This window comes from Gelidibacter salicanalis (assembly GCF_016469035.1).
Taxonomy (GTDB): Bacteria; Bacteroidota; Bacteroidia; order Flavobacteriales; family Flavobacteriaceae; genus Gelidibacter; species Gelidibacter salicanalis_A.
Genome location: NZ_JAEHJZ010000008.1, coordinates 106,839 through 129,213, shown reverse-complemented (window position 1 = coordinate 129,213; position 22,375 = coordinate 106,839). Strand labels below are relative to the sequence as shown.

The window sequence follows — 22,375 nt, the reverse complement described above, 5'->3', positions numbered from 1 at the left end:
TTACTACTCTATGATAACCAATAATTAACTACTCTATGATGACCAATAAATATTTAGCTATTTTACTTTTATTTATTAATATAAGTAATGCCCAAGATGAAAGTATAATAAGATTACCCGATAATATTAAACCAGAAGATCGTATTGCTTTTGCAATGTATACAGTTCATGAGAACACATTAAAGTTAACAGCTCAATTTCACCCGCTTAAAAATTATACTCCCTTTTCTGCTAGTTTAGAAATTGAAGAAAACGGCAAGTGGATCGAAAAAGCTCAAACTGAAATTATCTATCCAGGTTATACCGCACCATTTAGAATTGAAGATTGGGACGATACAAAGAATAAAAAATATCGTGTAGCATATAACAATGAAGCCTATTATGAAGGACTTATTAAAAAAAACCCAATAGATAAAGAGGATTTTGTATTGGCAGCTTTAACCTGCAACTCTATGTATCCAGAACATGGTGGTGATTTGCCCAAAGATGATATTGTAAAAAACATCTTAAAACTAGATCCAGATTTGATATTCTTTTCAGGAGACCAAGTTTACGAACACAACGAACATTATTTAGCATGGTTAAAATTTGGAAGAGAATTTGGTGAAACTTTCAGAAATACACCTGTTATCATAACACCTGATGACCATGATATAGGTCAAGGAAATTTTTGGGGTGAAGGTGGAAAAAATACAGATGAAAGAAGAGGAGTTTATGGTGGTTACTATATGCCTGTTGAATATATAAAAGAAGTTGAACGTGCACAAACCGGTCATCTTCCAGATCCTTATGATCCAACCCCTATAGAACGTGGAATTGGAGTTTATTATACAGATTTAAAATGGGGAGGTATTAGTTTTGCCATTTTAGAAGACAGAAAATTTAAATCAGGTTTAACTGCTTTAGCAGATGAGTATCCAGAAATATTTCCAAATGGACCTTACGAAGCCATTTTTGATAAAGATATTGACACTAGAAAATTTGATTTAGATGGATTAACCTTGTTAGGAGAGCGTCAATTGAAGTTTTTAGAGGCATGGACAACGGATTGGGAAAATGCTGAAATGAAAACTGTCTTGTCACAAACTGCTTTGGCAATGGTAGACAATTATACTGGTAAATTCGACAGAGAGTTTTATGCCGATTTTGATTCAAATGCTTGGCCACAAGCTGAAAGAAATAAAGCATTGAAAATTATTAGAAAAAGTTTTTCTCCTACGATTACCGGAGATACACATTTAGGTGCAGTTACCAAAATGGGAGTTGATGATTGGGGAGATGCTGGTTATAATTTTACAACGCCAGCAATTGCTAATTTTTGGTTAAGATGGTGGCATCCTCAAAATCCCGGAAAAAACAGAGATAAAAATGCACCGACTTATACTGGTGAATTTTTAGACGGATTTAAAAACAAAATTACTGTAATAGCGGTAGCAAACCCAACATTGCCAGAAATTAAAGAAGGGGGTAAATTATCTACAAGAGCTGCGGGCTTTGGAGTGATAAGATATAATAAACCGAATAGGACAATTACCTTCGAAGCATGGCCAAGAAATATTGATATTCATGACTCAAACTCAAAACCATACCCAGGTTGGCCTATTACCATATCTCAAGAAGATAATTTTGTTATTAGAAAGGGTTATGAGTTGCCGAAATTATTTATTTCAGAGGCAGATCAAGTAGTAACTATAAAAGAGCAATATTCTAGAGAAGTTGTGTCTTCAATACGTATAAAAGGTAATGATTATCAGCCGAAAGTATTACATAATGGCGAATATATAATTGAAGTAGGTGAAGGATCTAACAAAAAATATTTTGAAAATGTAGAAGCGTTGAATAAAAACAAAACATCAATAAAAGTTTCGCTTAAATAACCTAGATCCATCTGAAATGAATACAAAATATTCCATCTCTCTTTTAGTATCTATTTTCATTATTGCTTGTGCAAAGGTTGATGAAAAGGAACCTGTGGTAAAGTTTTATGAAGTTACAGAAAAAGTGGGATTAAATACAGATAAAAACTGGAAATATGGTGGCCCTACAGTAGCAGACATTAGTAATAATGGTAGGTACGATCTTTTGCTAGGTAATCATGACACCAGTCCAATTCAATTATTCTTAGCCAAACCTGACGGTACGTTTACCGAACAAAAAGGACTTTTCCCTAGGGCAGATTTACATGGAATAGCTGCTGGGGATTATGATAAAGATGGTGATTTAGATCTCCTAATTGCATTAGGAGGTGGAAATGGTTTAACACCGCAACCTCAACGATTGTTGCGAAACGACAATGGTCGATTTGTTGATGTTACTGAAGATTCTGGTTTATCTGAAATGGGAGCTCGTGGTCGTTCGGTAAGATGGATTGATTTGGATAATGATGGTGATTTAGACTTTCTTCAAATTAATGCAGAGCAGATGGCGAATGAAAACATTCCAAGAAATATTTTGTTTGAAAATAATGGTGATGGAACTTTTACATATCGAAAAAGTATAGCATTCGAGAATATTGATGCAGAACGACTATTAATTTCTGATTTTAATAATGATGGCGTATTAGACATTATAACTTTTAGCCCCTATAATCCAATTGAATTCTGGCAAGGTAATAATGATTTCACATTCACTGATGTAAGTAAACAATGGCTGCCTGAAGAATTGATCAGTACCAATCAAGTATTGGCCGTAGCAGAGCTGGATATAGATAACGATGGATATTTAGATTATTATTTAGCTCGTGGAAAATCAATCTATCAAATTGCAAATAATTCCGTAAACTTCAATGAAGAAAAACAGCGACTAGATTTACGAGATGAAGGAAATAAAAGTCACGATGGTATTACATTTTATTCTGAAGGCGATATAAAATTATTCGATTTTTATCGCTTTCCAAGAGGAGCAGATAAACCAACAATACCTTTATTCATAGGGAACAGCAAGACCATGCAAGTAATGCCTTCAGAGGCGATATCTGTTGCAAAAGAAGTAGCAGAGGGCTTTCCTGAAGAGCTTGAAGAAAGTGGATGGTATCTTGGATATTTAGGTAGGGGAAAATGGCGTTTAGAATGGCTATTAAAAAGTGATTTAGCTTGGGATCTCAGGGCGTCAATAACAGGGGTTACCAAGGTGGAACCAGATTGGGAACCACAAAACCTTGGAGTACAAGATATTCTTCTTAAAAACGATGGTACAAAATTTACTGATTTTACAGATATACTTCCAAAAGAAAGTTCAGAAAACAATCAGGGTGTGATTTCTGGAGATTTCAATAATGATGGACATAATGATTTATTTATTTATCGTTTTGGAGAATTAAAACAGAGAATTCCTGATGTTCTTTTTATCAACGATAAAATTGGTGGCTTTTCAACAATGTTCAACCATGGTGCTACTCCGAAAGTACTAGGAGATTCACACGGAGATATGGGCGCGGCTTTCGATTATAATTTGGATGGAAAACTAGACATCTTAAGTGGAGATGACGATAATGGTCAATGGCATTTATATCAAAACGACACTTCACCTGATAATAATTACTTACTGCTTAGAGTAGGAAGTTCTAAAACTGGAGTTGATACGTATGGAGCCAAAGTTAAAATCACTACTCAGTCAGGAAGTCAACATAAGTTGATTGGTTCAGGAAGCGCCTCACACTCACAAAGTCTTTTAAACATAGTGCATTTCGGACTTGGTAAAGATGATATTATCAAAAACATTGAAGTCACATGGAGGACTGGAGAAACCGTTTCATTAAAAGATGTCGCTGTAAATCAATTGAAGTCTATTCCTAATTAACAATAAATGGATATAGAAAAGAATTTATGAAAACAATAAGTCTAAAAATAGAAAATCGTGTTGGCTATATCCTAATTAATAAGCCAAAAGCTAATAGTTATGATATTGACTTCATGAAATTAATGGCAGAAACAATCGATCAAGCTGTTAAGAATGAAAACGTAAAAGTGATTGCTGTAAAAAGTGAACTAGAAAAATTCTTTTGTGCGGGTGCAGATGTTAAGGCATTTCAACAAAACACAACGGCTCAAAATAAAGAGATGGTAAAAAACGCCAATTTAGTGGCTAAAAAACTTGCAGAAAGTCCTAAAATAACCGTTGCGCTTTTAAGTGGTCATACCTTAGGAGGTGGATTGGAACTTGCTTTGGCTTGTGATATAAGATTAGCTTCTGATGGTCAATATTTCATTGGATTGCCAGAAGCCAATTTAGGATTAATGCCTGGAAATGGTGGTACACAACGATTAATCCGACTGGTTAATCAAAGTAAAGCATTGGAATTATTGATTTCAGGAGAATCAATTATGCCTGATGATGCTTTTGATATGGGTTTAGTAAATCAGTTATATCCAAAAGCCGAATTTGAAAATTCTTCAAAAATCTATTTAGAAAAACTAGCTTTAGGACCTTTGCAGGCAATGAAAGCTATAAAAGAAAGCGTTTACAAAGGAATTGAATTATCTCTGGAAAAAGGGCTCGAGTTAGAAACTAAACTTGCCGATGGATTATACGAAACTGAAGACGCCAAAGAAGGATTGAAATCTTTTGTGGAGAAAAGAAAACCAATATTTAAATAAAATTAATACTACAGATATATGGAACCAAAAATTTATAACACTTACATCAATGGTGAGTGGATTAAAAAAAGCTCCGGAGAAAAAATAGATGTTGAAAACCCAGCTAATGGGGAAGTTTTTGCCTCTATGTATATTAGTTCCATTGCCGAAACGCAACATGCTTTGGAATCTGCAGAAAAAGCGCAGTTTTCGTGGCAAATGTTACCGCCTCAGGAACGTGCAAATTATTTATATGCCATTGCAGATAAATTAAGAGAAGAGAAGGAACACTTTGCCAAACTATTGGTGATGGAGCAAGGAAAAACATTGGTCGAAGCCCGATATGAAGTGGATGACACCATTCGGTACATGACGTATTCTGCAGAAGCAGGTAGAAGAATTCAAAGCGCTATTTTCCCTTCGGATGTTCCCAACGAGCAACTATCTATCCACAAAGTTCCTTATGGCGTTACCGTTGGGCTTATGGCCTTTAATTATCCTTTAGCATTGATTGGTCGTAAAATTGGCCCAGCATTAATTACAGGAAATACAATGGTCATTAAACCTTCAGAATTAACACCTGTAACAGCTTCAGAATTCTGTAGAATTGTTCATGAAGCGGGATTACCAAAAGGCGTTATTAGTATGGTTGTAGGATATGGTCATGATATAGGTTCTTATTTAGTAGAAAACCCAATTACCAAGTTAATTTCTATGACGGGCAGTACGCGGGCAGGACAAGCTATTTACAAAGGCGCTTCACAAAACATTGCAGGTTTGGTTTTAGAACTTGGAGGGAAAGCACCATTTATTGTATTAGAGGATGCCGAAATTGATAAAGCCGTAGAAGCAGCTGCCATATCGCGTTATGCAAATTGTGGTCAGGTATGCATCTGTAATGAAATGGTGTTTGTAGATGAAAAAATTGCCGATGAGTTCACCGAAAAATTGATTAAACGAGTACAAAAAATTAAGGTAGGCAACCCTATGACCAATGTAGATATGGGACCCAGTTTAAGTCTTGATGGATTAAAGCGTATTGATAGTATTGTAAAAGAAAACATAGCGCAAGGTGCAGATTTAGCCCTTGGAGGAAAGCGTCCTCATGGGAAACAGTTTGAAAAAGGAAATTGGTATGAACCAACCATACTTACGAATGTTAAACCTGATCACGCAACTGTACAAGAAGAAATGTTTGGTCCTGTTTTGCCAATTGTAAAAATTAAAGGCTATGAGCAGGCAAAAGCATTATTAAATAAGCGAGATGATAGTTTATCGGCTTATTTATTTACCCAAAATCACAAATTGATAATGCGCTCCATTCAAGAATTTCAAATAGGGACCATTTTTATCAACAAACAAATAGTTGGTTATATACAAGGCTACCATTCAGGACATAAAAAAGCCGGATTTGGCGGTGAAGATGGCATTTATGGTATCGAACAATATTTACAAAAACGAACCATTTACATGAGTTACGAATAAATTATGAAACTTCCATAACTATGATTTTATACTAAAATGAATGACTAAAATGGAAGCTACCTGTAACCTATAAAAAGCAAATAAGAAAAATACATGAAACAACTAAAAGGAATTACATGGAATCATAGTCGTGGTTACACTTCAATCGTTGCTTGTGCGCAACGGTTTTCAGAATTAAATCCAGATGTCGATATCGTTTGGGAAAAACGATCATTGCAAGCATTTGCAGATGAACCTATAAATGAATTGGCAAAACGCTATGATTTTTTAATTATTGACCATCCATGGGCTGGTTTTGCAGCTAGAACAAAAGTCATTTTAGCTTTAAATGATTATTTGTCTGAAGCCTATTTAAAAGACCAAGAAAAAAACACAGTTGGTAAATCTCATGAAAGCTACTCCATTAATGGAAAGCAATGGGCATTGGCTATTGATGCTGCAACGCCTGTAGCCGCGAGCAGACCAGATTTGTTTAAAAAACTTAATTTAAAATTTCCAGAAACTTTTAATGATTTAATAGAATTGTCAAAAACAGGGATGGTTTCAATTCCTGGGATTCCGCAAGATTCCTTAATGAGTTTTTATATGATATGTTCAACTATAGGCGAAGATGTTTGCCAGCGTAAAGAACGAGTTATATCAGAGAAAACGGGAATAAAAGCGTTGGAATTACTTCGTGAATTAGGTAAAAACATAAAGCCTGAAAATTACGATTTCAACCCTATTAAAGTCTACGAAGCTATGACTTTAACAGATGACTATTTATACAGTCCTTTCGCTTATGGCTACACCAATTACTCACGAAATGGGTATGCCCGAAAACATCTGAAGTTTCATGACATGGTGGCGATTGGTGGTCAAAAACTAATTACAACATTAGGAGGAACAGGATTGGCTATTTCTGCAGAAAGTAAACATAAAGAAATAGCAGGAAAATTTGTTGAATATGTTGGTTCAGAAGCTACTCAAAAAGGTGTGTTTTTTGATAATGGAGGCCAACCAGGACATAGACAAGCTTGGTTAGATAAACGGTCGAATGAGCTTACTGATAATTTCTTTCAGCACACATTACCTGCATTAGATAGAGCATTTTTAAGACCACGCTATCATGGCCATATGTATTTTCAAGATAGGGCAGGAGCACCCATTAGAGACTATATGATGAAAGGTGGTAACCCTAGCGATATTCTCAAAAAGCTAAATGAATTATATATCCAATCTTTAGAACAATAATATGAAACTTCCCTTAGAAGGCATTTTAGTATTAGAGTTTGCTCAATTTATGGCGGGTCCTTCAGCAGGATTACGTTTAGCAGATTTAGGTGCAAGAGTCATTAAAATTGAAAGACCAGTTCATGGTGAAGCAGGAAGAGGTATTGCTTTAAAGAACTTATTTTTAGACGGCAGTAGTTTGGTTTTTCATACCGTTAATAGAAATAAAGAGTCTTACACCGCAGATTTAAAAAACCCTGAAGATTTACGACGTGTCAAAAAATTAATTGAACAGGCAGATGTTATGACTCATAATTTCCGACCTGGCGTAATGGAGAAAATCGGATTGGATTATAAAACAGTTCAAAACATCAACCCTAAACTCATTTATGCTACCGTAACGGGTTATGGTACAGAAGGTGAATGGGTTAAAAAACCTGGGCAAGATTTACTTATACAATCCATGTCTGGATTTGCTAAGCTAACTGGAAATAAAGATGATAATCCGGTACCTGTTGGCGCAGCGGTTTCCGATTTAATTACAGGAACACATCTTTCACATGGTATTTTAGCAAGCCTTTTAAAACGATTAAAAACGAATAAAGGTGCTTTAGTGGAAGTTAGTTTGTTGGAATCAACTTTAGATTTTCAGTTTGAAGTTATAACCACTTATTTAAACGATGGAAATAAAAAACCTGTAAGAGCAAAACAAGGTAATGCGCACGCGTATTTAGGCGCACCTTATGGTGTTTATAAAACCAAAGATGGGTATCTCTCTTTAGCAATGGGGTCGGTAACTAATATAGGTCGGGTTTTACAAAGCACTGAATTGGAATCGTATAAAGATTCTAATTCATGGTTTGAAAAGAGAGATGAAATTATGGATATTCTTCGTTCAATTTTAATTGAAAAGAATACACAAGATTGGTTAGATATTTTGGAAGCTGAAAGTATTTGGTGTTCTGATGTTTATGATTATAAAAAACTCTTAAATCATGAAGCCTATAAAGTTTTAAAAATGAACCAGAAATTGCCATTAATTTCAGGCGAAGAAATACATACCACACGTTGTCCAATCAGGCTCAACGATGAAAGGTTATTTAATTCTAAATCAGCTCCAAGAGTTGGGCAACATACAGAAGCACTAATTAAAGAATTTAATCTATGAACGATATGAAACCATTAGAAGATATATTAGTTATAGACTTGAGTCAGTTTTTGTCTGCACCTTCTGCCACCTTACGGTTGGCCGATTTAGGAGCAAGAGTGATAAAAGTAGAACGACCTTTAGAAGGAGACATTTGCCGGAAACTATATGTTTCCAATGTCAATATGAATGGAGATTCATCTTTATTTAGAGCCATCAATAGAAATAAAGAAAGTTTTCAAGCCGATTTAAAAAATGAGGTTGAAAAACAGCAAGTTTTAAAATTGATAGAAAAAGCGGATGTTTTAGTCCATAATTTTAGACCTGGAGTTATAGAGCGACTAGGCTTTGATTATGACACCATTATAAAAATAAATCCAGAAATTGTTTATGGTGAAATTTCAGGCTATGGAAAAGAAGGTCCTTGGAAAACTAAGCCAGGACAAGACTTATTAGCGCAATCATTATCAGGTTTAACTTGGTTAAATGGAAATGATGGAAGTGGACCAACTCCGGTTGGATTGGCGATTGCCGATATTTTATCTGGCTCACATTTGGTTCAAGGTATTTTGGCTGCTTTAATAAAAAAAGGCAAAACTGGAAAGGGTTCCAAAGTATCAGTGAGTATGTTAGAGTCTATAATCGATTTTCAATTTGAATCTATTACTACATTCTACCATGACGGCGGACAACCAACCACTCGTCCAAAAAGCAATAGTGCGCATGCCTACTTAGGAGCTCCTTATGGAGTTTATAAAACACAAAATGGTTATTTAGCTTTGGCAATGGTTTCAATTCCTGTTATTGGTGAATTGATTGGTTGTGAAGAATTAACAAATTATCCAGAACCTGCAAGTTGGTTTACAAAACGAGATGAAATAAAAGTGATTTTAGCCAATAAGTTAAATACAAATACTACTGAACATTGGCTATCCATTTTAGAACCAGCAGATATTTGGTGCGCTAATGTAATGGACTGGGAAACACTTTTTAACCGAGATGGTTTTAAAGCATTAAATATGATTCAGAATGTAAAAATGGGTGATGGTTTTGAATACAAAACTACTAGGTGCCCTATAAAAATTGATGGGGAATATTTAACATCATCCTTAGGATCTCCTATTTTAGGTGAACACAATGCAAAAATTGCAAATGAATTTAACGTTTAAAGAAACTATTATAAAAATAGTAGTTTTAACATTTGATTCTAATAAAAGAAATTAAAAAGTAAACCTTTCTTTATTAAGAGAGGTTTACTTGTTTTTTGTAACTATTATAAAACTTAAATGCTTTAAGAGATAGTGCCTTTTTTTTTTACCTAGAAATTATGATTAATGGAAGGATTTCATCTTCATACATATTTCCATCACTAGAAGTAAAAGTAACTCTAAGTTGATAAAAATGATTTTCTTGTAATTGGTTAGACGGCATATAATCTTTCAAAGAGAAAGTCATATTTGCTGTTCCACTTGTTGTTTTTAATGCGTCTTTATTAACAAGAACCACATCTTTTACAGGTATCCATTTACTTTTAAAATGACGTAACCAAAAACGAATTCCTCCTTCATCTGCAGAAATAACACGATTACCAGAACCTGCATGATATTTAACCGTCACTTTTAAATTATCACCCACTTTTACCTGATTATTCTCATACTGTTCTTTGTTTAAAATTTTAACATAAGGTGCAGTATAAGGTGCAACAGTAACTTTAATTTCTGATGAAACAGAATTATCTTTTGATGCTGCTTTTACAACCACTCTTCCTGGTGCAATTGGTGTTACATTCCCATTTTTATCCACAGTAAGAACATTTGAATTATTCGATGTCCAAATGAGATCAGCATTCATCTTATGTTTTGGTAAAATAGCAACATCCAAAGTTAAGTTTTCACTAGTATACAGTGTTATATCTTTTGTTTTAAAAGAAATTGAAGCGACAGGTAAATCTTTATTAGAACCATTATTAACATTATCTGTATTGTAAATTTTGTTAGCTTCTTTGTTTTTAAACTCTACAGTTTCTCCATTTCTCCATCTAACTTTAATACTTTTTATTTCAGACTCATGTCCCAATCCAAAATGCACAATATTCATTAAACTTTGAGAAAATATTTCTCCTGCAGATCCAACACGTTTTCTATATTCATTATTTGCTGTTTTTACAATAACTTCCGCAGAAATAGGATCTACATTAGATTTTGGAGAATAACCAACTCTAAGAGCTACGTAATTATTTTCTGAGTTTGTTTCATTTTTATATAAATACCATTCTCCGTTTTCACTACCATTTAATAAATCTAATTGCCCATCTAAATCAAAATCAAAAGCTTGCCCCATATCTCCATTCCCTGGTCCACCAACATCATTTGCTCCATGCATTGTTGTTGTTTCAAAAGAATTATTACCTGTATTTAATAACATATAATCAGAAATTCTTGCTCCTACTCTACCCCATCTATACACAAAAAGATCTTGGTGACTATCATTATTAAAATCTCCAGTTGTAACACCTAAAGCGTTTCCGCCTTTAGGAATATTCCATGCTTTAGAAACATCAGTAAATTTATCTCCATCGTTTCTTAATAAAACATCAGCATTATTTCTGTTCTGCGGAATAAAATCTGGAGTAACACTTGTTACACCAGAAAGACTGAATCTATATTGCCAAAAGATATTATCGTCTCTTACTAAAATAGCTTTCCATTGTGAGTTTCCTATATGACCTAAATAGAATCCTTTTTCCGAAATATCATCTGGCCAACCTTGAGCCATTTCAAGTGTAACTTCCAATTCTTCGCCTGAATCTACATTCTTTTCTATTTTATTTTTCCCAAAAAATATTGGATAGGTTTTTCCAACTAAAGAACCCTGTGCGAGGTAGTAATATTTATGCAACCTTATGTTGCCATCCAATGTAAAATCAAATGCATCTGATCCTTTATAACCTCTCGTTTTTATTGATAATTCAGATGTAATCGGATTAAAATCAAGTGAGGGCGTCTCTCCTACCCCGCGCTCAAAAACTAGTCCTCGAGCTAAATAGAGGTCCAAATCGCCATCATTATCAATGTCAATATCTGTTATTGCCATAACTCGGTTTAATGAACGGATGTGATCGGGAATAAGTTCAGTTACATCTGTATAAGTGAAATCCCCATTTCCTTTCCATAATGTTAGTGGACTATAAAAAATCAGGTCATCAATGTTATCATTATTAAAGTCTGTAACCAGAACTCGAGACTCTTCCACATCTTGTATTTCTTTTACAGATTTATATACAAAAGTCCCGTCACCATTATTTTCATAAAAAAAATGTTGAGGCTTGTCATACTTAAGACTAGATTCGTTAACGAGCAACAAATCAAGATCCCCATCCAAATCCATATCTATCCATCTAGCACCACGACCTCTGCCTCCTCTATCAATTTCCACATCACCCGTAAACAGTATTAATTTATTTTTATTATTATGATATAAATTAACCTTTGAAGGATTTTCACCATAACTACCTCCCTGTGTTAATACAAGATCAAGATCTCCATCATTGTCATAATCGCCAAGAGCTGTACCGTGCAAATCATGCTTAAACCATCTTGAAAGGTTTTTATCGTGCTTGGTTACAGTTCCATCACCATTATTCCAATAAAGCTTACTTGTTTCTTGATTGTGGTTGTTGACTATAAAATCATAATATCCATCATTGTTTAAGTCGGCAACTGAAGGTCCTCCATATTTTAGGGAACTGACTTTATCTAACCCCGCCTTAACAGATATATCTTGAAAACTTGGCAACTTAAATCCTATGATGTCTTCAAAATGGAAGCTATTTATGGTTAATGTCTCATCGAATGATTGTAAACGGATTTCAACAGATCCTTTTTTACGAAAGCTGACAATACCGGATATCGTTTGATCTCCCTTTTTCGGAATATTGAAGTCGTCCATTATAAGCTCATTGTCAGCAAACACACTTAAACCGGCGTACAATCCAGGATTATTAACGTTTAAAACAAGCTTTTTTGTCAAACTCCCGTTTATTTTGTGATTTATTATTATAGGCTGTGATGGATCCACTAAAATGGCATTAAACACCTCTTCTTTTTCTTTATGTAAAGGGTTTGAAGTTTGGGCATTTACCCTAAAAATTGATGACAACAGAATCGTAAGTAAAACTTTTTTCATTACACTGCATTTATACTATGCAAATTAGCAATTTTCTAATCGAAGCCCAGATTTTACGCCGTACAAAAAATTGACATGTCAATATATTGTCCGCTTTAAAAACCATCCTTTATGCTTGAAAAACACCCTTTATAAAAATCTGAACTATCATTATATATTTTACCTGATCCCTAATTGTTCAGTTTTTGTCAAGTTGATTTGATGTATAAAAACATTTGATCCTTTATCTTTAACCCAACTAATAACTGTGAATAAATGAAAAAATATTTATTATTAGGACTAACTTTTTTTCTTGTTTTAAACTGCTCAGAATCTAATTCTGATGATCAAACTAAAATAGAGGAAGTCCCTGAAGAAATTGAAGAAACATGGATTACGATTCCAGTGCCCGCAAATCCAGGCACTGGAATGAAATGGGAGTTTCAAGCCAATGTGTCTGATGACTTTGAATATGAAGCTCCAGCAGATGGGAAAAGTGCTACATTTTTAAGTAAATGGAATGATTGGTATCATAATGCTTGGACTGGCCCTCCACCAACGGAATGGAAACGAAGTAATTCTCTGGTTACAAATGGCAAATTAAAGATATTAGCCACACGTCCTGAAGGTACTGCAATAACCAATACTGGAATTATCACCTCTAAAACTAGAGTTCAATACCCCGTTTATATTGAAGCTCGTGTAAAAATAATGAACTCCGTTTTGGCAAACGCTTTTTGGCTATTAAGTCCTGACGATACCCAAGAAATTGATATTGTTGAAGCTTATGGAGGAGACCGTTGGACCAATACTTGGTTTAGCCCAAAAAGAGTTCACTTAAGCCATCATGTGTTTATTCGTGATCCGTTCCAAGATTGGCAACCAAGTGATGAAGGCAGCTTTTACACCGATAACAGCACCGTTTGGAGGAACGACTACCACAGATTTGGAGTGTATTGGAAAGATCCATGGAATCTAGAGTATTACATAAATGGTCAACTGGTAAGAACGCGATCAGGGGTCTCTGAAATAGATCCATTAAATTATACAAATGGGACAGGACTAAATAAAGAAATGGATGTTATTATAAATGCTGAAGATCAAACCTGGCGCGCAGAAATGGGTCTCACACCTACTGATGAAGAACTTCATATTCCAGACAACAATACGTTTAAAATTGATTGGATCAGAGTATTTAAACCAGTTAAAAATTAAGATAACTATTTAGTTATAATTGGAACTGGAAGACTAATCTAAATTATCATGGGACTATTTTGTTTAAAGCTGAATAATTAAAATATTATTCAGCTTTTTTTCATTAAAATCAGCTACTTATCTGAATTCCATTTTACCATTGGTGTAATCCGGTGCAAGAGTCCATGAACTCTTTCATTATTTCCAACTTCTGCGCTACGACGGCTATTTCATATCTCAATTGAACAAATTTGAAATTTGAAAAATCACTCCCAACTTAAGAGGAGCTAAAGTTTTAGGATATCAAACTATTTTATAAATTTTTATTTCAATCGCTCTATTGATACATTTTAAAAGAATCATATTTATCCGTCAGTATTGATTTTATAAATAAGAAGTTTCTAATGAAAACAAAAAGCCGTTTCAGTTTATGAAACAGCTTTTAATGTATACAAAAGAATTATCTAGTTGTAAATTTACAATTTATATGAAAAGTCTAAATTAAATTACCAATCCTTTATTTTCAGTAGTAACATTATCTCCAAAACCTCTTGCAACTGGCATTTCTTGATCTGCTTCCAAATAACCTTCTTCGCCACCCAAACTCGGATAATATCTAAAGTAATTTGCCCAACCAAATTTTTCCTTAGTTTCAAAAGCTTCTAAACCAATGGCTCTTAATTCTTTTCTGTCTTTTTCTTTATCTGCAACTAATAACATATAGTCGTTTTCAGAAATAGAATTTCCATCTGCATCAACCAAAGAAATTTCAGTATAGAATCTATCTCCTATTTCTCCTGGAACTTTACAAGAAACATCAACAAATTTACCTGAACTATCCCCTTTTATTTCAGAAATATCAAACGTTTCTTCTTTAATTATAGTCTTGTTATTATTTAAGAATTTGATAATAGCTTTACAATTGTTATATGATTTATAGTAATCATTTACAACCCATAGCTCTCCTTTAAAATCTTCTCCAGGCAACCAACGTCTGTCATAATGTTTCATAGTAATTAAAATAGGTTGATATGCTTTTCTCACGTAGTCAAAAGATATTTTCTTCTTTTGATAATAATCTACAATACCCCATTTCATATCTGGAGCAAAAGTGATATAGTGACAAATACAAACTGCACTTGTTTTTGGTTTTCTTGTTCTAAAGTGTTCTAATGCATATTGAAAGATAACCCCTTGTGCAATTTGGGTAGCTTCAACAAATTTTTCTAATCCATCTCTACTTTGATCTCCTAGAACTTCAAAATTTAAAGTTCTTAAAGCATCAAAATCCGTCCAGTGATGTCCCCAACTTGGTCCTGGAGGCCATACTTCATCAGCAGGAATAAACTTCTTAATACTTTCAACATTTGGACATGATGAAATTGCTAATTCAGGAATTACTGCAAAATCTAAACTAGGGAAATACTCTTCCATTACAAACTCTCCTTCACCATAGAATAAATCATTAGCGTGGAAACTTTCGTTTGGTTTAAAACCTAAATTTAAACCAACCTCATCACTTAAAGGAGAAGAAGGAATAAAATGTAAAGGAGTATAAGGTTTAATAGCCTCACCCAATGCATTTACAAATTCTAAATTGTGTTCTGGATCAGAAGCAGTCATGAATAACTCTTCAGAACCTTCTAACAATACTAAACAAGGATGATTTCTTTGTTCTTTAACTGATGCAATTGCTTCTGCAAAAACAGCTTGTTTAAACTCTTCATCTTTTGGTAAAGACAAACTTGCTAATGGTAAAACATCTTGCCAAACTGTAATTCCGGCTTCGTTACATAATTTGTAAAACAACGGAATTTCTTCTGGATGCCAACCAAATATTCTTAAGTTATTAAAGTTACATTCTTTTGCTAAACGAATTAACTCTACATATTTACTTGGATGTGCTCGACCCATAAAAATATCTGGTGGTCCTCCCCAAGTTCCTGAACGCATAAAATGACGTTTGTCATTAATCATAACTGTCCAAGGGTTTTCTACTTGTTCTAAAGTAAACCCAGGATTGTGTACCATTTTTACTTCACGAATTCCAAAAGAAGTATCTGTTGTATCTAATAAACTATCTTCACCTTCAATAACAGTAACTTTAGCTATATATAAATTTTGATCTCCTAAATCCCAAGGCCACCAAAGTTTTGCATCATCAATATCTAAACTGATTTCATAGTTATTTGTTCCTTCTGAAACCTTAACTTTTTTATGAACTTGATATGTTTTAGATTCAAAATTTTCGCCTTCAACTTCAATGTTAATTGCTACTTCTCTTTCTGCATCTTCATGATTTTTTAACTCAACTTCAATATCTAATCTTGCAGAATCTTCCGTTAAAATAACAGGTTTTACGTATGTATCTTCAATAGTAACTTTACCTGTTGCTTCTAAATAAACTGGTTTCCAAATTCCTGTTGGAGGTAAACTTACCCAATAATCTCCATGCCATGCAGGTTTACGACCAGCAACTTGACTGTATCTTCTTGGTGCTGGATGCAAACGAACCATTAAAACGTTGGTTCCAAAACGTAAATTTTCAAAACGAATATCTTCAGAAACGTCAAACTTAAATTTAGAAAACATTCCTTCATGAGATCCTAAAAACTTCCCATTTAACCAAACATCGCATCCAAAATCTACACCATCAAAAACCAATTGAATATGTTTATCAAACATGGTTTTTGGTACATCAAACTGGCGTTTATACCACCATTCGTTTTCTGGAACCCATTTTGCTTTTACACTATTTCTTCCAAAGTGAGGGTCTTCAATTCTACCTGCTCTCCAAAGATCTGTATATACATCTCCTGGCACTTTGGCAAAAGACCAATTAAATGAATCTCCAGTAATGTCGAAGTTCAATTCATGAAAACCAACTTTTACACCTTCATCTGGTCTTATTCCTTCAAATTGCCATTTATTTCCGCTTAAATCGAAAACAACTTTTTCGTTAGATTCTTTGCCTTGTTGAGCTAAATACTCTCTCTCTTCTTGACTGATATTTTTCATTTTATTGTTTTTTGTTTTAGTAAAAAAGTACTACAAGTCTTCTAATGTCCATGTTCTAACCCAATCAATTCGCATCGTATTAATAGTGTCATCATTTAAATCTTTTTTTGGAGGAAGACCACCGAGATAATCAGCTTCGTTAGTCCACAAATCGAAGATTATTTCTAGATCACGAGTAAATTCACGACCATGATATATTTCTCCAGATCTATCCTCACCAACAACAACAGCTCCTGCTGGCTCTCCATTTAGGTAAAATTGTATGTGTTTAGAGTCTTTCCACCAAACTCCAAAAACATGATAGTCCTCATTCCATTTGACCCCCTTTTGCGGGTTTGCATTTGATAAATATGTGTTTGAAAAATTACTCGCATTTCTAATGGTTTCTGGCGACATACTGGAATCCGCATGAAAATACTGTGAATTCATTTTATTTGGAAAATCGGGTTGGCATCCATCACAAGAGGGTTTTGCATTATTCTCAATAATATCAATCTCATCTCTGTTATTGATATCTCCGTTATTCAGCCAATATGTATTATAGGCAGAGATATAAGATGACTTTATCCTTGCCTCTGTGTACATTGGATATTTAATTTTAGCTTTAGAATGTATTCTCGCCGTTTGAAACCACCTTCCCTCAGGATTGCTTTCATTTAAAGTTGCTTTTATCCACAATTCACCATTTATAACACCTGAATTTATATCGGATGTCGACATGTAAACAGGAACCTCATAATTCCAAGTAGATTTAAACCATTTTGAACTATCCCAAAATTCGAACTCATCGGACATGTCCTCCAATTTGACCCATTTCTTATCCTCAGGAGTGGTATCATCTAAGGAGACAAAAGAAGGATAGTCCGGATTTAAATTCTTAAAATCATCGATTGAAAACCCGAAATCACTCTCTTTAATAGTTGAAGACATCTCTTTAATCTTCTTTGAATTTGTCGAACTAGATGTGTTTTTACAGCCCATAAAAAAAAGCAAAGAGCCCAGTGATACCATCAAAACACTATGCTTCCATTTATTTCGTTTCATAATTCTTCTAATCAATTTATTGCTTTTCATCTGTAGTTGTATTAATTCTGTAATCATACATGGAATATGTAGTTTCTTTAACTTTAGCTATTAATTCTTCATAAGGATTATCGCATATATCTAAAAAACCCACATTGTAATTTTCTCCATCAAAACGCCCTGTATTTGGTTCATCGATATATTGAAACCAATGCGCGCCAACAATATTAGGGTGTCTTAAAGCTCCTTGGATATAATCTTGATACATCTGACCACGTTCAGCTTGATCTTTTGCTTTTTTGATACCTATATGAAAACTTCCCCTATCCAATGCACCGAAATGAAATTCTCCGATCATAACCGGCATATCAACACCTTTAGGTAATGAGAAATTCTCGATGCTATATTCGTATTTATTAAAACTCATAATGTCTAAATATTTACTTGCTTGAGATAACACAACATCATTATTTGCCCAAGCGAATCGGCATCCTAAATAGTTTTGATGTGGTGCTATCTTTTTAAGTTCTTCGTTTATAGTTTTAAAGTAAGTATCAGCTATTTTCCCATAAAACTCCACTAGATCTTCGTTCGCTTTTTTCTGATTTGGAGGTGTCGTAGATTGTAATAATGCTTCCCAAGTTTTATGACTGGTTCCCCATACTGCATTCAGATTTTCAATTTGCGAGTATTTTGCCTTAAGGTCATTTACAAACTCGATTTTAGCTGATTGGCTAGCTGGACTTTTTAATGTGCTAATCGACAAAGATCCCAACAAACCCCATGACAGCTCATTGTCTACAAAATAACCGATACAATATGGATCATTAGCGCCTTCTTTTTGAATTTCTATAGAATTACGCACCGCATATCTAAAGGTAGGATCGAATACATCATGGAATTTACCCCAAAAACCTTCAGATCCTTCAATTTTCGGGGTTTCATAAATCCAAATCGAACCAACGTAAGGTGTTCTAGCCTGGCGTGTTGCACCAAAATCCGAAACGAAACCAATGGTGTTCATCCCCCAGTTTTTTATGCGCTTATGAGCTAAATCTTGAAATGTACTTAACCAGTCTTCACCATATTTTCTATACAAATTACTTTGATAGAAGTTATAGGTTTCATAAGGATATTTATCTTTGTAAAAACCATGTGAAGCATTTATTCCTTGACCATAGAATTGATGAAATTCGCCATCTTTTTCAGGCAGATTTAAAAAATAATTTTCACGACTGGAAACGCCAGTAGGAACTGCATCTGATGCAACGCAATTTAAACCTGCAGTCCAGAATAGATATCCTTCAGGATCCACAATCCACCATTTCCCATCCTTTTTTTCCGTCCTAAAAAAACCAGTTCCTTTCAACTTCGGACCTGCAGTCCAGCCTCCAAACTTACCTCGATCCTTTGGGCCCGTAGCTTTTGATAAATATTCTAATTCTCCTTTTGCCTTATCCTCTAATTCTTCGTCAGAATGAATTTTACCCTTCCAGTCATCATGAATATATTGACCATATTCGTCAACAAATGGAAAGAAATTTCTAGGATTTCTTTTTTCATACTTGCCTACTGCTCTAACATTATCTATTGTAAAATTATTAGGTTCTGTTGCATATCTCGAGCAAAATGTCAACTCCGTTATTTTTGTCAAGTCGGCTTTTAATTGGCCTGGAATCCCTCTCAGTCCCTTAACCTCAATCTGTGGTTCAAAAATCCAAGGTGTCCAAGCCAGGTCTACAGAAATAGTTTTACTTTCACCAGGTGCTAGATCTACATAATCAGAACAATACCATCTTTTCATATCATCTGGATCATTCCCTACAAATAATTCAACCTGTATAATTTCTTCTCCGAGATTAGTGATATCAGCTTTTACTTGAAAATAACTTGATAAATCCCATGGCTCATGCTCTGGACTAAGCAGTCGCACACCAGCCTCTCTTAAAGTTGTTCCCGTAACTACATTGACATGACTATTCCCTTCATTTCCCACCAATTCATAGGTGGCATCTTGAGGTTTTATGAATTGAGTTTGCGCTAGATCTTCGAAATCAAACAATAACAGCTTGTGTTCTTGTTTTTGCTTTCGATCTAGTTCACTTTTACAATTGGTAGACATTAAAAAGATAACTATCATCATCATTACCAGTCTTGCCCATTTCTTCAGTAAAATCATCTTGAATGTGTAAATTTTTAATTAATATGTTTTATTTAACTAATAAAGTCTCTAACTCCTCCAATGATTTCCCTTTAGTTTCTGGCACTTTAAACCAAATAAAAACTAAGCCTATGACTGCTAATACACCGAATATCAAAAAGGTCACAGAATTGCCCAACACCGAAAGTTCCCATGGAAATAAAAGCTGTACTAAAAAAGCAACTCCAAGGTTAACCAATCCAACAAATGAAATAGCAACACCTCGAATTTTATTTGGAAATAATTCGGAAAACAACACCCACATTACAGGGCCAATGGACATAGCAAAAGCACCAACGAACCCTATAATTCCCATAAGAATTAAAAGCGTGTTCATTTTAGCTGATGCAGTAACTAGGGTTCCTTCATGAACTCTTGCATTCTCTTCACCTAAAGTTGAGATTATAGCTGCTTTGAAGTCAAGATCGTTTTCAAATACCTTATCCTGAAGTTGTGAAATTTGTTGTTGGTTAATTTCTTTTGGAAGATTTGCTATAGCATCTTGAGTAAGTGTGTAGGTCGCCTCGTTAAACCCATAGCTCAGCAAGAACAAACAAACGGCAATACCTATCATTCCAAAAATTAGCAAAGGTTTTCTCCCAAACTTATCTATGACCAACATTGCTACTATGGTAAAACCTAGGTTTGTAACCCCTACCAAAGCAGCTTGGATAAATGAAGCATCTGTTCCAATACCCGTTTGCTCAAAAATCATTGGAGCGTAAAAAAGCACTGCATTTATACCTACTATTTGTTGAAAAACTCCAACAATTAACCCTATTATAATTACTTTTCGCATTGACTTTTTAAAGACATCTCCAAATTTTGCTTTCTGATTATTTTTATCTTCATTAATACTTTGCTCTACTGCATTAATTTGGAAAACTGCAGCTTCTTCAGAAACCACCATTTTCATGACTTCTAATGCCTCTTTTCTTTTATTTTGAGTCATTAACCAGCGTGGACTTCTAGGCACAACTTTTAAACTTATATAATACAATATAGCAGGAAGGGTTTCAATACCTAACATCCACCTCCAATTCCATTTCTCAAAACCTAACGTTTTAGTCCATTGTGCGTCTGAACTACCCCATTTGAGAATAAGGTAATTGGTAAAAAAGGCTACTGAAATACCAATAACAATATTTAGCTGATTAAATGACACCAATTGCCCTCGTTTTTCAGGTGGCGCAACTTCAGCAATATACATAGGTGCAATAATTAAGGCGGCACCAACACCTAATCCACCAATCATTCTAAAAATGATAAGCCAAAAGAAACTTCCTGCTAAGGCAGAACCTAATGCAGAAATTGTAAATAACAGTGCGGCATATTTTAGTAGCTTTCTTCTCCCATGTTTATCACTCATGGGACCAGCAATTATCATACCTAAGGCTGCTGTTAATGTTATAGAACTTACCGCCCAACCAAGCTCAATTTTTGTAAGGCTAAACTCTGGTTCTATAAATTTCACGACTCCCGAAATAACCGAGGCATCAAATCCTAACAAAAAGCCGCCTAATGCAACTATTGCCGAAATGCGTATTGTATATAACTGCTTACTTGACATTCTAAAAGTTTATTTTTTATTGATTAATCTCTCTTATTTTTTTTATTATCTTTAAGGTATTTCGAATTACCCTCTCAATATTGTTATAATCAAATTGTCCATCCGAATCCATTGCAATAAGTTGAGACCCCATACCTACACAAGTTACCCCAGAGAGAAACCAACTTGTTAAATTTTCTTCTGTTGGAGATACACCTCCTGTAGGCATAATGCTTGTCCAAGGTTGCGGTCCCTTGATTGCTCTTACAAATTGTGGCCCGTAAATATCTCCCGGAAACAACTTTACTATTTCACAACCTAATTCTTCAGCTTTTGTAATTTCTGTTAGACTTCCACAACCCGGTGACCAAAACACTTTACGTCTATTACAAACATTAGCTATGTCCTCTCTTAACACAGGCGTAACTATAAAGTTTGCTCCCAAGTGCATATATAATGATGCACCAGCAGAATCGGTTACAGAACCAACACCTAAAATCATTCCTGGTAGTTCCTTAATAGCATACCTTATCAAATCAGCAAACACATCATGAGCAAAATCTCCTCTCGAGGTAAACTCCAATAAACGGGCGCCACCATCGTAGCAGGCCTTCAAAACAGCTTTGCATACTGAAATGTCTTCATGATAAAATAATGGAACCAGACCAGAATCTTTCATTATTTGCGCTACTTCTATCCTTGTAAATTGTGCCATACTTAGTTGATCTGTTTTAATAAATTTTGAAAGTTGATTTTACAACTTTCCAATAAATCCTCCTCTGTTTGGTGCTTATGGATTTGTACATGTT

14 protein-coding genes are annotated in these 22,375 nt (G+C 34.5%); 8 read left to right on the top strand and 6 right to left on the bottom strand.

The annotated features are described in order from the left end of the window. The first annotated feature begins 35 nt into the window (after positions 1 to 35). From JEM65_RS05690 to JEM65_RS05660, 7 genes are all read left to right on the top strand, one after another. On the top strand, positions 36 to 1,877 hold the full coding sequence (locus JEM65_RS05690; RefSeq protein ID WP_199597967.1) for an alkaline phosphatase D family protein: 1,842 nt from the start codon (positions 36 to 38) through the stop codon (positions 1,875 to 1,877). Between the two features lie 16 nt (positions 1,878 to 1,893). Further along, positions 1,894 to 3,798 (top strand): CRTAC1 family protein, encoded by a 1,905-nt coding sequence (locus tag JEM65_RS05685; protein ID WP_199597966.1) that lies wholly within the window; start codon positions 1,894 to 1,896, stop codon positions 3,796 to 3,798. Positions 3,799 to 3,824: 26 nt separating this feature from the next. Continuing rightward, entirely contained in the window at positions 3,825 to 4,595 is a 771-nt protein-coding gene (locus JEM65_RS05680; protein WP_199597965.1) for an enoyl-CoA hydratase/isomerase family protein, read from the top strand. Between the two features lie 18 nt (positions 4,596 to 4,613). Continuing rightward, the gene (locus JEM65_RS05675; RefSeq protein ID WP_199597964.1) at positions 4,614 to 6,059 is read left to right on the top strand and encodes an aldehyde dehydrogenase family protein; all 1,446 of its coding nucleotides are present in this window, start codon (positions 4,614 to 4,616) and stop codon (positions 6,057 to 6,059) included. Positions 6,060 to 6,152: 93 nt separating this feature from the next. Further along, entirely contained in the window at positions 6,153 to 7,292 is a 1,140-nt protein-coding gene (locus JEM65_RS05670) for an ABC transporter substrate-binding protein (RefSeq protein ID WP_199597963.1), read from the top strand. Position 7,293: 1 nt separating this feature from the next. Beyond that, the gene (locus JEM65_RS05665; RefSeq protein ID WP_199597962.1) at positions 7,294 to 8,439 is read left to right on the top strand and encodes a CaiB/BaiF CoA transferase family protein; all 1,146 of its coding nucleotides are present in this window, start codon (positions 7,294 to 7,296) and stop codon (positions 8,437 to 8,439) included. Between the two features lie 5 nt (positions 8,440 to 8,444). After that, positions 8,445 to 9,587: a CaiB/BaiF CoA transferase family protein gene (locus JEM65_RS05660; protein WP_199597961.1), complete on the top strand. Its 1,143-nt coding sequence runs from the start codon at positions 8,445 to 8,447 to the stop codon at positions 9,585 to 9,587. Positions 9,588 to 9,732: 145 nt separating this feature from the next. Here the strand turns inward: JEM65_RS05660 and JEM65_RS05655 are convergent, their stop codons facing one another. Then, positions 9,733 to 12,603: an FG-GAP-like repeat-containing protein gene (locus tag JEM65_RS05655; protein ID WP_199597960.1), complete on the bottom strand. Its 2,871-nt coding sequence runs from the start codon at positions 12,601 to 12,603 to the stop codon at positions 9,733 to 9,735. 255 nt (positions 12,604 to 12,858) lie between these two features. Between JEM65_RS05655 and JEM65_RS05650 the strand changes: the two genes are divergently transcribed. Continuing rightward, on the top strand, positions 12,859 to 13,797 hold the full coding sequence (locus JEM65_RS05650; protein ID WP_199597959.1) for a beta-agarase: 939 nt from the start codon (positions 12,859 to 12,861) through the stop codon (positions 13,795 to 13,797). 480 nt (positions 13,798 to 14,277) lie between these two features. Here JEM65_RS05650 and JEM65_RS05645 read toward each other — a convergent pair whose 3' ends face one another. The 5 genes from JEM65_RS05645 to JEM65_RS05625 are packed head-to-tail and all read right to left on the bottom strand — an operon-like array spanning position 14,278 to position 22,281. Then, the gene (locus tag JEM65_RS05645) at positions 14,278 to 16,794 is read right to left on the bottom strand and encodes a glycoside hydrolase family 2 protein (protein WP_199597958.1); all 2,517 of its coding nucleotides are present in this window, start codon (positions 16,792 to 16,794) and stop codon (positions 14,278 to 14,280) included. Positions 16,795 to 16,824: 30 nt separating this feature from the next. Continuing rightward, positions 16,825 to 17,868, bottom strand: a complete 1,044-nt coding sequence (locus JEM65_RS05640; protein ID WP_233530534.1) for a family 16 glycosylhydrolase — start codon at positions 17,866 to 17,868, stop codon at positions 16,825 to 16,827. Then, complete coding sequence (locus JEM65_RS05635) at positions 17,855 to 19,996, bottom strand: beta-galactosidase (RefSeq protein WP_199597957.1); 2,142 nt, start codon at positions 19,994 to 19,996, stop codon at positions 17,855 to 17,857. Before JEM65_RS05635 ends, JEM65_RS05640 begins: the two co-directional genes overlap by 14 nt. A gap of 31 nt (positions 19,997 to 20,027) precedes the next feature. Then, positions 20,028 to 21,587 carry a sugar porter family MFS transporter gene (locus JEM65_RS05630; RefSeq protein WP_199597956.1) on the bottom strand — a complete coding sequence of 520 codons (1,560 nt, stop codon included), beginning with the start codon at positions 21,585 to 21,587 and terminating at the stop codon, positions 20,028 to 20,030. A gap of 16 nt (positions 21,588 to 21,603) precedes the next feature. After that, positions 21,604 to 22,281, bottom strand: a complete 678-nt coding sequence (locus JEM65_RS05625; RefSeq protein ID WP_199597955.1) for a bifunctional 4-hydroxy-2-oxoglutarate aldolase/2-dehydro-3-deoxy-phosphogluconate aldolase — start codon at positions 22,279 to 22,281, stop codon at positions 21,604 to 21,606. Positions 22,282 to 22,375 lie beyond the last annotated feature (94 nt).